This is a genomic window from Corallococcus sp. AB011P, from assembly GCF_003611605.1.
In the GTDB taxonomy this organism is placed as follows: domain Bacteria; phylum Myxococcota; class Myxococcia; order Myxococcales; family Myxococcaceae; genus Corallococcus; species Corallococcus coralloides.
The window spans coordinates 15,219-30,750 of record NZ_RAVX01000039.1; the positions used below are offsets into that span (position 1 = coordinate 15,219).

Annotated in this window: 2 protein-coding genes (1 of these 2 running past the window's edge); both read left to right on the top strand. The window is 71.4% G+C overall.

Features of this window, described 5'->3' with window-relative positions; translation table 11 throughout:
* Nucleotides 1–14,244, top strand: part of the annotated coding region (locus tag D7X30_RS40635) for a non-ribosomal peptide synthase/polyketide synthase (protein WP_120568352.1) (this coding region is incomplete at its 5' end). 15,218 nt of the annotated region lie to the left of the window's left edge; 14,244 of its 29,462 annotated nt are in view.
* Nucleotides 14,245–14,568: 324 nt separating this feature from the next.
* The coding region (locus tag D7X30_RS40640) for an AMP-binding protein (protein WP_233592107.1) at nt 14,569–15,532 on the top strand (964 nt) is incomplete at its 3' end.

Below are 15,532 nucleotides of genomic sequence, written 5' to 3' on the forward strand. Positions count from 1 at the left end.
CGACAGCTGCTCCAGGAGACGCCCACCGGTTGGCGGGCGCGCATCGACGACGTGCTCCTGACCGCGCTCGGGCGGACGCTGGGCGAATGGACGGGGAAGCCGGACGTCCTCATCGACCTGGAGGGTCACGGCCGCGAGGAGCTGTTCGCGGACGTGGACGTGTCGCGCACCGTGGGCTGGTTCACGTCCGTGGCGCCGGCGCTGCTGCGGCTGCCCAAGGGCGGCTCACTGGGTGACGGCCTGCGCGCCGTGAGGGACTCGCTGAAGGCGTGGCCCGGCCGCGGTATCGGCTTCAACCTGCTGCGCCACCTGGGCCCCCCGGAGACGCGGGCCCGGCTGGCCTCGCTGCCCCGGGCGCAGGTGGCGTTCAACTACCTGGGCCAGCTGGACGGCACGGCCGCCGCCAGCACCCTCTTCACCATGAGCGACGAGCCGGTGGGTCCCATCGTGGAGCCCCGAGCCGTGCAGCCGCACGCGCTGGCCGTGGACGGTTCGGTGTTCCAGGGCCGGCTGCGGATGACGTTCGGCTACAGCCACCAGCAGCACCACGAGGCGACAGTGCGCGCGCTGGCGGAGCGCTTCCTCGGAGTGCTGCGCGAGCTCATCGCCCAGCGCCATTCGGAGGACGCGCGGCGGCGCACGCCCGGCGACTTCCCGCTGGCCCGCCTGTCCCAGGCCGCGCTGGACGCGGTGCTCGCGGCGCAGGGCCCCACGGTGGAGGACCTGTTCCCGTTGTCCCCGCTCCAGGAGGGCATGCTCTTCCACGCCCTGAATACGCCGGAGGCGGCCTACTACTTCGAGCAGGCCGGGTGGTCGAGCCACTCGGACGTGGACATCGCGCTGCTCCAGCGGACGTGGCAGACGGCCGTGGACCGCAACCCCATCCTGCGCACCGCGTTCGTGTGGGAGGGCCTGGAGTCGCCGCTCCAGGTGGTGCATTCGCACGCCACGCTGCCGTTCATCATCCACGACTGGCGCCACCTGCCGGAGGCGGAGCAGCCGGCCGCGCTGGCGAAGCTCACGGCGGAGGACCGCGCACGCGGCTTCGACGTGTCGCGGGCACCGCTGTCGAGGATGACGGTGGTGCGCCTGGGAGACGCGCGGTGGCGCTTCCTCTGGAGCCATCACCACCTGCTGATGGACGGCTGGAGCATGGGCCTGTTCTTCCAGGAGGTCTTCGCGCTCTACGACGCCGTGCACGCCGGGACGGCGCCGCCGCCCGCGGGCCGGCCTCCGTTCCGCGACTACATCGCGTGGCTGGACCGCCGCGACGCGGTGGAGGACGAACGCTTCTGGCGCGACCAGCTCGCGGGCCTGACGGCGCCCACGCCCCTGCCCTCGGCGCGGCCTGCGTCCCTGGTGCGGCCCACGACATCCGAGAAGCGGCCCGACGTGAAGGTGACGCTGCCGGCGCCCGTCACGGCCGCGCTGGAGGCCTTCGCGCGGCGGCATCAGCTCACGCTCAACACGCTGACGCAGGCGGCCTGGGCGCTGGTGCTGGCGCGCCACGCGGACACGCGCGACGTGCTCTTCGGCACCACGCTCTCCGGCCGTCCGCCGGAGCTGCCGGGCGCGGACGCCATGCTGGGCCTGCTCATCACCACGCAGCCGGTGCGCATCACGCTGCCCGCTGACGGCGAGCCGGTGCTGCCGTGGCTCCAGTCGCTCCAGGCGAAGCTGCTGGGCATCCAGCAACACCAGTACGCGCCGCTGGTCTCGACGCACGGCTGGAGCGACATCCCCCGGGGACAGCCGCTCTTCCAGTCGCTGTTCGTCTTCGAGAACTACCCGTTCGACGCGTCGGTGTTGGGCCGTTTCACCGCGATGGACCTGCGCGACCTGGAGTTCGGCGACAGCACGAACTACCCGCTGTCGGCCACCGTGGTGCCGCGCGAAGAGCTCCAGCTACAGCTGGTCTACGACGCGGGCCGCTTCAACGCGGACGCCGTGCGGCGCGTGTTGGGCCAGTGGCGGCAGGCGCTGGAGGAACTGCTCCAGCCGGACGCCCGGCTCGAGGATGTGTCGCTGCTGCTCGTGGAGGACCGCACGTGGATGCTGCGCACCGGCAGCGGCGGCGCCATGGACTTCGAGCGCGACGCCACCCTGCATGCGCGCTTCGAACGGCAGGCCGCCGCGACGCCGGACGCGGACGCCGTGGTGTTTGGCGGGACGACGCTGACCTTCCGGCAGCTCAACGCGCAGGCGAATCAGCTCGCCTGGCACCTGCGGTCGCTGGGAGTGGGCCCGGAGGTGATGGTGGGCCTGTGCCTGGAGCGGTCTGCGGAGGCCATCGTGGCGTTGCTGGCGGTGCTCAAGGCCGGAGGCGCCTTCGTACCGGTGGACCCTTCGGCCCCAGCCGCGCGCAAGTCGTTTGTCCTCAAGGATAGCGGCGCGTCGGTGTTGGTGACGACGCAGGCCTTGCAAGAAGCGTGGCGCCCAGAGGTGCCCCATCTGGTGCGGCTGGCCGCAAAACCTGTCGGACAGTCGGACAGGTTCGTGGAGGCCGGTGAGGTCGCAGGAGGCACAGAACCTGTCGGACAGTCGGACAGGTTTTCGGAGAACCTGCCGGCAGCGGCGGGCCCGGCGAACCTGGCGTACGTCATCTACACGTCGGGCTCCACCGGTACGCCGAAGGGCGTGATGGTGCAGCACCGGTCGGTCCTCAACTTGCAACAGGCGCTGACCCGCGGCCTCCACGCGGGCCTGGCACAGGGACAGCGCGTCACCGTCAACGCGCCGCTGCACTTCGACGCATCCATCGCCCAGGTGGTCCAGCTGCTGGGTGGCCACTGCCTGCACGTCGTCCCGCAGGACGTCCGGCAGGATGCGGAGGCGATGGTGGCGTGGTTGGAGGGCCAGCGCATCGACGTGCTGGACTGCACGCCGTCGCAGCTGCGCCTCATGCTGGCCGCGGGCCTTCTCGAGCGCGCCCATGTGCCTGGAGTCATCTCCGTCGGTGGCGAGGCGGTGGACGAAAGCTCCTGGCGCCAGCTGCGAGCATCCAACCGGACGCGGGCGTTCAACGAGTACGGCCCGACGGAGTGCACGGTGAACGCGGCGGACTGGCGCATCCAGGACGCGGCTCAGGAGACGCCCGTCATGGGCCGGCCCCTGGCGAACCTGCATGCGTACGTGCTGGACGCGCACCAGCGGCTGGTGCCGGTGGGAGCGCCGGGCGAGCTGTGCATCGGCGGTGAAGGCGTCACGCGCGGCTACCTGAACCGTCCGGACCTGACGGCGGAGCGCTTCGTGCCGGACCCGTTCAGCGCGGAGCCTGGCGCGCGGCTCTACCGCACGGGCGACAAGGCCCGCTGGCGCGAGGACGGCACGCTGGAATACCTGGGCCGGTTGGACTTCCAGGTGAAGCTGCGCGGCTACCGCATCGAGCCAGGCGAAATCGAAGCCGCGCTGCGAGCGCACCCGGACATCCGGGACGCGGTCGTCCGCCTCCACGACGACCGGCTCATCGCCTACGTCACGCCCCAGGTGGACACCGCGCCCCTGCGTCAGCAGCTCCGGCGGACCCTGCCGGAGTACATGGTGCCCGCCGCGTTCATCGCGCTGGGCGCCCTGCCCCTCACGCCCAGCGGAAAGGTGGACCGCAAGGCGCTGCCCGCGCCGGAGGCCACCCCCGCCCAGGTGCGCGTCGTCGAACCGCCCGCGACGCCCACCGAGGCGACGCTGGCCACGCTGTGGAGCGAGGTCCTGCGCGTCCCGGCGGTGGGCCGCCATGATGGCTTCTTCGAGCTGGGGGGCCATTCGCTGCTGGCCACGCAGCTCGTCTCGCGGGTGCGCGCGCGCTTCGGGAGGGAGCTGCCCCTGCGGGCCCTGCTGGAAGGGCCCACCGTGGCGGAGCTGGCGCGCCGCATCGACGCACTCCAGCCGTCCCAGCGGGAAGAAGCGTCCGTGCCCGTGCTGCCCTCACTGAGCCGCGTGGAACGGCCGGACGTGCTGCCGTTGTCCTTCGCGCAGCAGCGCCTGTGGTTCATCGAGCAGCTGGGTACCGCGGGGACCGCCTACAGCCTCCCGTCCCTGCTGGACCTGGACGGCTCGCTGGATGTCATCGTCCTGCTGGCCGCGTTCGACGAGCTGGTGCGCCGCCACGAAGCGCTGCGCACGACCTTCCGTTCGCACGAAGGCACGCCGTCGCAGGTCATCCACCCGCCGTTCCCCATGCCCCTGAGGAACGTGGATCTGTCCGCGCTGCCCACGGCGGAGGCGCGCGAGGCGGAGGCGTCGCGGCTGGCGCTGGAGGAGGCCCGCACCCCGTTCGACCTGGAACAGGGGCCGCTGTTCCGGGGGCTCCTGATGAAGCTGGGGCCCACGAAGCACGTGCTGCTGCTCAACACGCACCACATCGTCACCGATGGCTGGTCCACCGGCGTGCTGGTGCGGGAAATGGGCCCGCTCTACGCGGCGTTCGTGGCGGAGCAGCCGTCACCCCTGCCGGAGCTCACGGTGCAGTTCGCGGACCACGCCCTCTGGCAGCGTGCCTGGTTGCAGGGCTCCGTGTTGGAGTCGCAGCTGGCGTACTGGCGCGGCCAGCTGGAGGGCGCCGCGCCCTACCTGGAGCTGCCCACGGACCACCCGCGTCCGGTCCGTCAGGAGGCCTATCGCGCAGGCGCCCGGACCTTCGTCCTGTCGCGGGAGCTGAGCGAAGCAGTGGAGGCGTACGCGCGGCAGGTGTCCGCCACGCCCTTCATGGTGCTGCTCGCGGCCTTCCAATTGATGCTGCACCGGTACTCCGGGCAGGAGGACGTGATCGTGGGGGCGCCCATCGCGGGCCGTCGCCACGCCGAGGCGGAGTCGTTGATCGGCTTCCTCGCGAACACCCTCGTGCTGCGCACCCGGGTGCGCGGGTCGCTGGGCTTCCGGGAGCTGCTGGAGCAGGTGCGCGCCACCACGCTGGGCGCGTACGAGCATCAGGACCTCCCCTTCGAGAAGCTGGTGGAGGCGCTCCAGCCGGAGCGTGACCTGGGCCGCTCGCCGCTCTTCCAGGTGACGTTCGCGCTCCAGAACGCCCCCATGCCGCAGCTGGCGCTGCCGGGGTTGAAGCTCAAGGCCCGGGAGCCCTTGAAGGAGTCCACCCTCTTCGACCTGCAATGCGAGCTGACCCGGGGACCGGACGGCTTCGAGGGCGTGCTGGGCTTCAACCAGGACCTGTTCGAGCCGGCCACGGTGGCCGGCATGGTGGAGCACCTCCGCGTACTGCTGGAGTCCGCGCTCCACTCGCCGGACCTGCGGCTGCCGGAGCTGCCGTGGTTCTCGACGGCGGAGCGCCAGCGGCTGCTCACGGACTGGAGCGGCACCGCTCGCGACTTCCCACGTGACGCGTCCGTGGCCGCGCTCTTCGCCGAGCAGGCCGCGCGCACGCCGGACGCCCCGGCGCTGAAGACCGGGGAGCGGCGGATGTCCTACGCGGCGCTGGAGCGCGCGTCGAACCAGCTCGCGCACCACCTGCGGCGCCAGGGCGTGCGGCCCGGCCATCGGGTGGGCCTGTGCGTGGAGCGCTCGTTCGAGAGCATCACCGCCCTGCTCGGCATCCTGAAGGCAGGCGCGGCCTACGTGCCGGTGGACCCCCAGTTCCCCGCGGATCGCATCACGTGGGTGCTGCGCGAGGCGGGCGTCAGCCTGCTCGTGACGGAGGGGGCGGTGGCCCACGGGCTGCCGGCCGTGACGGACCTCCAGGTGCTGCTGGACGTGGACGCCGCCGTCATCGCTCGGCAGCCCGAAGCGGCGCTGGAGCTGCCGGTGTCTTCGGACGCGCTGGCCTACGTGATGTTCACGTCGGGCAGTACCGGCCGGCCCAAGGGCGTCAGCGTTCCGCACCGGGGCATCACTCGCCTGGTGCGCGGCGCGGACTTCATTCACTTCGGGCCCGAAGAGGTCTTCCTCCACCTGGCGCCCATCGCGTTCGACGCGTCCACGCTGGAGGTCTGGGGCGCGCTGCTGAATGGCGCGACGCTGGTGGTGTCCCCCGCGGGCGCGCTATCGCTCGGGGACATGGGAGCGCTGCTGCGGCGCGAGGGCATCACCACGCTGTGGCTCACCGCAGCCCTCTTCGAGCAGATGGTGCTCCACCAGGGCGACGCGCTGGCCCGGGTGAAGCAGGTGCTGGCGGGCGGCGACGTGCTGTCGGTGGAGCGCGTGCGCGAACACCTGAAGCGGCTGCCCCCGGGCGCGGTGCTCGTCAACGGCTACGGCCCCACGGAGAACACCACGTTCTCCGCCACGCACACGCTGCGCGCCGGAGACGCCGTGGGCCGCTCGGTGCCCATCGGCCGGCCGCTGTCGAACTCCACGGCGTGGGTGCTGGACGCGACGCTCCAGCCCGTGCCGCCGGGCGTACCGGGCACGCTGTACGTGGGCGGAGACGGACTGGCCTGGGGCTACCTCCAGCGTCCGGACCTGACGGCCGAACGCTTCATCCCCCACCCCTTCGCCACCGAACCGGGAGCGCGCCTCTACGACACGGGCGACCGCGTGCGCTGGCAGCGCGACGGGACGTTGGAGTTCCTGGGCCGCACCGACTTCCAGGTGAAGCTGCGAGGCTTCCGCGTGGAGCCGGGCGAAGTCGAAGCCGTGCTGCGCCAGTCGCCGGAGGTCCAGGAGGCGGTGGTCGTGGTGCGCGAGGACGTGCCCAACGACAAGCGCCTGGTCGCCTACGTCGTGAGCGGCGAAGGCCTGAACACGGGCGCGCTGCGGGCGTCCGTGCAGAAGCAGCTGCCGGACTACATGGTGCCGTCCACCATCGTGGTGCTGCCCAAGCTGCCGTTGAGCGCCAACGGCAAGGTGGACCGCAAGGCCCTGCCCGCGCCGAAGGCCCGGGTTGCGGACTCCGCATCCGCCACGCCTCGGAGCGAGCTGGAGAAGGCGCTCGCGGGCATCTGGGCGGAGGTGCTGCACCTGGACACCGTGGACATCCACGGCAACTTCTTCGCGCTGGGTGGGCACTCGCTGCTGGCCACGCAGGTGGTGGCGCGCATCCGTTCATCGCTGGGCGTGGAGCTGCCGCTGGGCGAGCTGTTCCGGTCGCCCACGGTGGCGTCGCTGGCGGAGCGGCTGGTGAACGCGCGCCGCACGCAGGCCCCGCCGCTGGTCCGTGCCGAGAGGACGTCCGCGCCGCCGTTGTCCTTCGCGCAGCAGCGGCTGTGGTTCGTCGACCAGCTGGAGCCGGGCAGCCCGCTCTACAACATGCCGCTGGCGCTGAGCCTCACGGGAGACCTGGACGTGGAGGCGCTGCGAGGGAGCCTGGACGCGCTGATGGCGCGCCATGAATCCCTGCGCACCACGTTCCGCATGGAGGCGGGCAAGCCGGTGCAGGCCATCCACCCGGAGGGCCACGTCCCCCTGGAGTTTGTGGACCTGAGGGGCCTGGGCAGCCGCGCCGCGAAGCAGGCCGAGGCCCAGCGCATGGGACTCGCGGAGACGCTGCGCCCGTTCGACCTGACGCGCGGGCCGGTGATCCGCGCGCTGCTCATGAAGCTGGACGCGCGCGAGCACGTGCTGGTGCTGCACCTGCACCACATCGTGTCCGATGGCTGGTCGCTGGGCATCCTCGTGCGGGAGCTCACGGCCTTCTACGAGGCCCGGTGCGCGGGCCGTTCCGCCGCCCTGCCGGAGCTGCCGGTGCAGTACGCGGACTACGCCGTCTGGCAGCGCGGCTGGCTCCAGGGCGGCGTGCTGCAAGCGCAGGTCGAGTGGTGGAAGAACCAGCTGTCCGGAGCCCCCTTCGTGTTGGACCTGCCCACGGACCGGCCGCGGACGGCCGGTGCGGATCGGCGCGGTGGGCGGATCCGGGTGTCACTGCCTCGCGCCCTGAGCGAGCGTGTGGAATCGCTGGCGCAGGCCGAAGGCACCACGCCCTTCATGGCGCTGCTGGCGGCGTTCCAGGCCGTGCTGTCGCGAGCGTCCGGACAGGACGACGTGCTGGTGGGCTCGCCCATCGCGAACCGCCGGCACGCGGAGACGGAGGGCCTCATCGGCTTCTTCGTGAACATGCTGGTGCTGCGCGGCCGCTTCAGCGCGAAGACGACGTTCCGCGAGCTGCTCGCGCAGCTGCGCACCACCACGCTGGGCGCATACGAGCACCAGGACATCCCGTTCGAACACCTGGTGGAAGCGCTCCAGCCCGAGCGCGACCTGGGGCGCACGCCGCTGTTCCAGGCGATGTTCGCGCTCCAAAACGCCCCTCTTCCGGAGCTGGCGGTGCCCGGCCTCACAGTGGCGCCGGCCCACCTGGAGGGTGAAGCCCCATCGCAGTTCGAGCTGGCCCTGAACCTGGGCCGCTCCGCGGATGGCTACGAGGGCCACCTGGGCTACGCGGCGGACCTGTTCGACACGGCCACCATCGAGCGGCTCTTCGCCCAGCTGCGGCGGTTGCTGGAGGCCGTGTGCGACGCGCCGGACCTGCCGCTGGCGGACGTGTCGCTCGTCTCGCCGGAGGAGCTGGTGCGGCTGGTGCGCGTGGGAAGCGGCGAGCTGGTGGACTTCGAACGGGGCGCCACGCTGCACGGCCTCATCGAGCGGCAGGTGGCGCGCACCCCGGATGCCCCCGCCGTCGTGTTCGAGGCGTCGACGCTGACGTACCGGCAACTCGACACGCGGGCCAACCAGCTCGCGTGGCGGCTGCGCTCGCTGGGCGTGGGGCCGGAGGTGAAGGTGGCGCTGTGCCTGGAGCGCTCGGTGGAGGCCATCGTGGCGCTCCTCGCGGTGCTCAAGGCGGGTGGTGCCTTCGTCCCGATGGACCCTGGAGCCCCGCCCGCGCGCAGGGACTTCGTCCTGAAGGACAGCGGCGCGGCCGTGCTCGTCACGACCGAATCGGCCTGCGGGGATTGGAACCCCTACGGCGTCCACGAAGTGTGGATGGACGTGGAGCAGACCGGCCTGGGTGCCCTCTCGCATGAGCCCCTGCCCGCCCTGACGGGCCCGGAGCACCTGGCGTACGTGCTGTACACGTCCGGCTCCACGGGCAGGCCGAAGGGCGTGATGGTGCAACACCGCACCATCCTCAACATGCACCGGGCCTTCATCCGCGCGTTCTACGCGGGCCAGCCGCGTGGACAGCGCGTCACTGTCAACGCGCCGCTGTACTTCGACGCGGTGATGGACCGCGTGGTGCAGCTCATCGATGGCCACTGCCTCTACATCGTCCCGGACGCGCTGCGCGTGGATCCGGAAGCGATGCTCGCGTGGCTGGAGCAGCACCGCATCGACTCGTTCGACTGCACGCCCGCGCAGCTCAAGCCGCTGCTGGCGGCCGGGATGCTGGAGCGGGCCTGGGTGCCGCCCCTCGTGATGATGGGAGGCGACGCACTGGACGCGGAGGCGTGGAGGAAGCTGGCAGCGACGGACCGCACGCGCGTCTTCAACGGCTACGGCCCCACGGAGTGCACGGTCTGCACGGCGGGCGTCACCATCCAGGGGAGCCTCCGCACGGAGCCCTTCATCGGCCGGCCCGTGGCGAACCTGAATGCGTACGTGCTGGACGCGAGGCAGCGCCTGGTGCCCTTCGGCACGCCGGGAGAGTTGTGCTTCTCCGGCGAAAGCGTCACCCGCGGCTACCTGGGCCGGCCGGACCTGACGGCCGAGCGCTTCGTGCCAGACCCCTTCAGCGCGGAGCCCGGAGCCCGCCTCTACCGCACGGGCGACAGGGGCCGCTGGCGGCCGGACGGGACGTTGGAGTTCCTGGGCCGCCTGGACTTCCAGGTGAAGCTGCGCGGCTACCGAATCGAGCTGGGCGAAATCGAAGCCACGCTGCGCACGCACGCGGGCGTCAGTGACGCGGTGGCCCTGGTGCGCGAGGACGTGCCGGGCGACGCGCGGCTCGTGGCCTACGTGGTGACGGACGGCGACACGGAGGGACTGCGCGAGCACCTGCGCCGGCACCTGCCGGAGTACATGGTGCCGTCTGCTTTCGTCACCCTGCCCGCCCTGCCGCTGACGCCCAACGGCAAGGTGGACCGCAAGGCGCTGCCCTCACCGGAGGCGCGGCTGCGTGCCGCGCGCTCGTACGAGGCCCCCGCTACGCCCGCGGAGGTGGCCCTGGCCTCGCTGTGGGAGGAGCTGCTGAACGTGCCCGTGGTGGGCCGCAACGACCACTTCTTCGAGCTGGGTGGCCACTCCATCCTGGCCACGCAACTGGTGTCCCGCATCCGAGCCCGCTTCGGCGTGGACGTGGGCGTCCGCGCGCTGTTCGAGTCCCCCACCGTGGCGGCGCTGGCCCAGCGGCTGCCGGATGCACCGGAGGCCAACGCCCTTCCGGCGCTGCGTCCCGCGACGAGCCCCGGTCCGCATCCGCTGTCGTTCGCGCAGCAGCGGCTGTGGTTCATCGACCAGCTCGACCCGGGCAGCGCGCTCTACAACATGCCCACGGCGCTGCGCCTCTCCGGCGCGGTGGACGTGCCCGCGCTGCGGCAGGCCTTCGACGCGCTGGTGGAACGCCACGAAGCGCTGCGCACCACCTTCGAGTCCCACGACGGTGAACCCCGCCAGCACGTGCACCCCGCTCCCATTGGTGTCCTGTCGGTGGTGGACCTGACGGGGCTTCCTGACGACGCACGTGAGGCGGAAGCGGTGCGGCTCGCGAGCGAGGACGCGCTGAAGCCCTTCGACCTCGCCGTGGGTCCGCTGGCGCGCCTCACGCTGCTGAAGCTGGGCGAAGAGGAGCACGTGCTGCTGTTGTGCATGCACCACGCCATCGGCGACGGCTGGTCCATGAGCATCCTGGTGCGCGAAGTCACCGCGCTCTACGAGGCCTTCCGGCAGGGGCAGCCCTCGCCGCTGGCCCCATTGCCGGTGCAGTACCCGGACTTCGCCGTGTGGCAGCGCGGCTGGCTCCAGGGCGAAGTGTTGGACGCGCAGCTCGGCTGGTGGACGCAGCAGTTGGCCGGAGCCCCGCAGGCCCTGGCACTGCCTACCGACAAGCCGCGCCCGCCCCAGCGTTCAGCCAGGGGCGCCACCTTCCCGGTGCGCATGTCACCCGCCTTGAGTGAGGCGGTGGAGGCCCTGGCCCAGCGCGAAGGGGGCACGCCCTTCATGGTGCTGCTCGCGGCCTTCCAGACGCTGCTGCACCGGTACTCCGGGCAGGAGGACCTGCTGGTGGGCACGTCCATCGCGGGCCGTCGTCACGCGGAGACGGAGAGCCTCATCGGCTTCTTCGTCAACACGCTGGTGCTGCGCGCACGGTTCGATGGTCGTCCGTCGTTCCGCCAGCTGTTGGCGCAAGTGCGCGCCACCACGCTGGGCGCATACGAACACCAGGACATCCCCTTCGAGCGCTTGGTAGAGGCGGTGCAGCCCGCGCGCGACCTGTCGCGCACGCCGCTCATCCAGGCCCTCTTCGCGCTCCAGAATGTGCCGGACGCGGAGGTGCGCCTGCCCGAGCTGACGCTGCGGCCGGTGGAGGTGGACCTGGCCTCGACGAAGTTCGATCTGGACCTGAGCATGGCCCGCACGGAGCGGGGCTTCGAGGGCACCCTCTCCTACGCCACGGACCTCTTCGAACCCGCCACGGCCCGCCGGCTCTCGGAGCACTTCCTCCAACTGCTGGAAGCCGCCGTCACCCGGCCGGACGCGAAGGTAGACAGCCTGCCCCTGCTGACGGCGGAGGAGCGTCAGTGGGTGCTGGAGGAGTGGAGCGGCGAGACGGCTCCCTTCGAAGGCGACGTGCCCTTCCACACGCGCTTCGAACAGCAGGTGACGCGCACGCCGAAGGCACCCGCCGTGGTGATGGGCGACACGACGGTGTCCTTCCACCAGCTCAACGTGCGCTCGAACCAGCTGGCGCACTACCTGCGCTCGCTGGGCGTGGGGCCGGATGTGCCGGTGGCGTTCTGCCTGGAGCGATCGCCGGAGGCCATCGTCGCCATCCTGGGCATTCTCAAGGCGGGCGGCGCATACGTGCCGCTCGACCCGGCGGCCCCTGAAGCGCGCAAGGCCTTCATCGTGGAGAACAGCGGCGCGGCCGTGCTGCTGACCACCCAGGCGCAGGTGGAGTCGTGGCAGCCGCCGGCGCGGCACGTGGTGCGGCTGGACGCGGACGCGCGGCGCATCGAGTCGTCCTCGCCGGGCAACCCGCGTTCGGGCGTGCGGCCGGAGCATCTGGCCTACGTCATCTACACGTCGGGCTCCACGGGCACGCCCAAGGGCGTGATGATCCAGCACCGCTCGCTGGCGCACCTGCGGCGCGCGATGAACGAGGCCTGCTTCGACCGGGCGTCGTCCCGGCCGCTGAGGGCAAGCGTCAACGCGCCGTACTTCTTCGACGCGTCGGTGCAGCAGCTGTCGCTGATGCTGGACGGCCACTGCCTGTTCCTCGTCCCGGAGGCCGTGCGGCGGGATCCGGAGGCGATGCTCGCGTGGGTGGCGCAGCACCGCATCGACGTGCTGGACACCACGCCGTCGCAGTACCAGCTGTTGCTGGAGGCGGGCCTGCTGGAGCGCGAGCACGTGCCGGCGCTCTGCTCCATCGGCGGTGAAGCGATGGACGAGGTGACGTGGCGCACGCTCGCGGCGACGGAGCGGACCTGGGCCTTCAACGCCTACGGTCCGACCGAGGTCACCGTGAACGCGACCATCGCCGCCATCCAGGGCAGCCCCATGCCCACGCCCGTCATCGGGCGCCCGTTGCTGAACCTGGACGTGTACGTCCTGGATGCGAACCTGAACCCCGTGTCCGTAGGCGTCCCGGGCGAGCTCTACATCGCGGGCGAGGGCCTGGCGCGCGGCTACCGCCACCGGCCGGACCTCACGGCGGAGCGCTTCATCCCCCACCCGTTCAGCACGGAGCCCGGGGCGCGGATGTACCGCACGGGCGACCGGGTCCGGTGGATGCAGGATGGCACGCTGGAGTACCTGGGCCGGGTGGACTTCCAGGTGAAGCTGCGCGGCTACCGCATCGAGCTGGGGGAGATCGAAACCGCGCTGCGTGCATCTCCGGGCATCCGTGACGCGACGGTGTTGCTGCGTGAGGACGTCCCCGGCCTCCCGCGACTGGTGGCGTACGTGACGCCGGAGGTGGACACCGCGACGCTGCGAGGACACCTGCAGCGTTCGTTGCCGGAGTACATGGTGCCGGCGGCCTACGTCGCCCTGCCCGTCCTGCCGCTGACGCCCAACGGCAAGGTGGACCGCAAGGCGCTGCCCGCCCCCGTGGACGGCCCCGTGAGCATCGAGACCCACGTGGGCCCCAGGAACGAAGTCGAGGCGCGGATCGCGGCGATCTGGGCGGAGGCGCTGGGCGTGTCCACCGTGGACGTGCGCACCAGCTTCTTCGAACTGGGCGGTCACTCGCTGCTGGCGGTGCGGCTGATGGCGGCGGTGCACCGGGAGACGGGGCGGAAGCTCCCGCTGTCGGCGCTCTTCCAGGCCCCCAGCGTGGAGCGGTTCGCGGTCCTGCTGGGTGAGGCCGAGCCGAAACCCTTCACGCCGCTGGTGCCCTTCACGAAGGAAGGCACGGGCAGCGCGCCGCCGTTCTTCTGCGTGCACCCGGTGGGAGGCAACGTGCTGGCCTACGCGGAGCTCGCGCGCAGGCTGGGACCGGATCAGCCCTTCTACGGCCTCCAGGCGCGAGGCCTGGACGGAACGGACCAGCCGCTGGACACCGTGGAGGCCCTGGCCGCCAGCTACGTGCGCGTGGTGCGAGGCGTCCAGCCCCACGGCCCGTACCACCTGGGTGGCTGGTCCCAGGGAGGCGTCATCGCCTACGAGATGGCGCACCAGCTCCGCGAAGCAGGTGAAGCGGTGGAGCTGGTGGCGATGATCGACTCGTACGTGCCTCAGACGGTGCCGGACTCGGATCCGGACCTGGATCGCACGCTGGCGGTGGGCCTGTTCACGCAGGACCTGATGGGCGTGTCGCTGGCGGACCTGGACGTGGACACGGCGGAGCTGGCGACTCTGGAGCCTGAAGCGGCGCTCACGAAGGTGCTGGAGTCCGCGGCCCGGTCCGGCGCGCTGCCGCTTGGAGTGGACGCCTCGGCCCTCTTCCAGGTCTTCGCGGCGAACCTCGAAGCGGCCCGGCGCTACCACCCGCCCGCGATGGAGCAGCGCGTGCTGCGAATCCAGGCGGAGGAACTCGTCGATGATACGGGCACGGGAGACGGAGGCTGGACGGCGCTCGTGGGGGACCGGCTGGAGTCGCACCGCCTGCCGGGCACCCACTACACGCTGCTGCGCGATCCGGTGGTCCAGTCGGTGGCGGAGCTGCTGACGAAGGCGCTCCGCGACGCGAGCAAGAAGTAACGCAGGCGCCGCGAGCACCTGCGGTCTACAACGCAGTACCCCCCGCTCCCTCCGTCGAGGGGGCGGGGTCCATGAACCGAGTCACTGGCGCACTGCGCTGTTTCTTGCGTGCTCAGGCCCGCGCGTTCACCGCGCGTGAGTAGAAAGGTTTCATGGGGTGGTTGAACGGGCGGCTCGGCCACGCGTGAAGGCATGTCGAGTCCCCGCTCCCCGAGTGGGCTGGCGTCACGAACCCGCCGGGTTTCGTCACCAGGAGTGCCGAGGAATTGAGCACTCGGGCTGCTATTAAGTGTCGGCGGTTTTTCGACACATGGATGGCCCCCCGTGCACGACTTCTCGCGAACCCTTCCTGGCGGCCTGCTGAAGCTTGTCCAAGGGCCGTCCGCCCACGCTCCGCTCTACACGTTCCTGGGTGACGCCGACGGTGAAGAGACCGTCTGGAGCGCGTTCGAGCTGGACGTGCGAGCGCGGCGAATCGCGACGGCGCTGCGTGAGCGAGGCGCGCAAGGCGAGCGCGTGTTGCTGCTGTACCCGCCGGGGCTGGACTACATCGCGGGCTTCTTCGGCTGTCTGTACGCGGGAGCGGTGGCGGTGCCCGCGTATCCGCCGGACCCGATGCGGCTGGAGCGCACCCTGCCCCGCCTGCGCGCCATCATCCAGGACGCGCGGGCGTCGGTGGTGCTCACCACGTCGGGCATCCTCGGGCTGTCGGACTTCGTCTTCGAGCAGGCGCCGGACTTCCGCGCGCTGCACTGGATGGCGACGGATGAGTTGCCGGAGGGCGGCGAGCGGGACTGGGTGGCGCCGGAGGGCCTGGGCGCGGAGTCGCTCGCGTTCCTTCAGTACACGTCCGGGAGCACAGGCACGCCGAAGGGAGTGATGCTCACGCACGGCAACCTGCTGCACAACCTGTCGCTCATCCACGGTGCGTTTGGAGCACGTGCGGACAGCGTGGGAGTCATCTGGCTGCCGCCGTACCACGACATGGGGCTCATCGGCGGCATCCTGGAGCCGCTGTACGGGGGCTTCCCGGTGACGTTGATGTCGCCGATGTCCTTCCTCAAGAGGCCGATGGCGTGGCTGGAGGCGGTGTCGCGCTTCGGGGGCACCATCAGCGGCGGGCCGAACTTCGCGTTCGACTTGTGCGTGAGGAAGAGCACTCCGGAGCAGCGGCGGGCGTTGGACTTGAGCCGGTGGGAGGTGGCGTTCTGCGGCGCGGAGCCGATTCGCCCGGAGACGCTGGAGCGCTTCGTGGAGGCGTTTGGCCCCAGTGGCTTCCGGCGCGAGG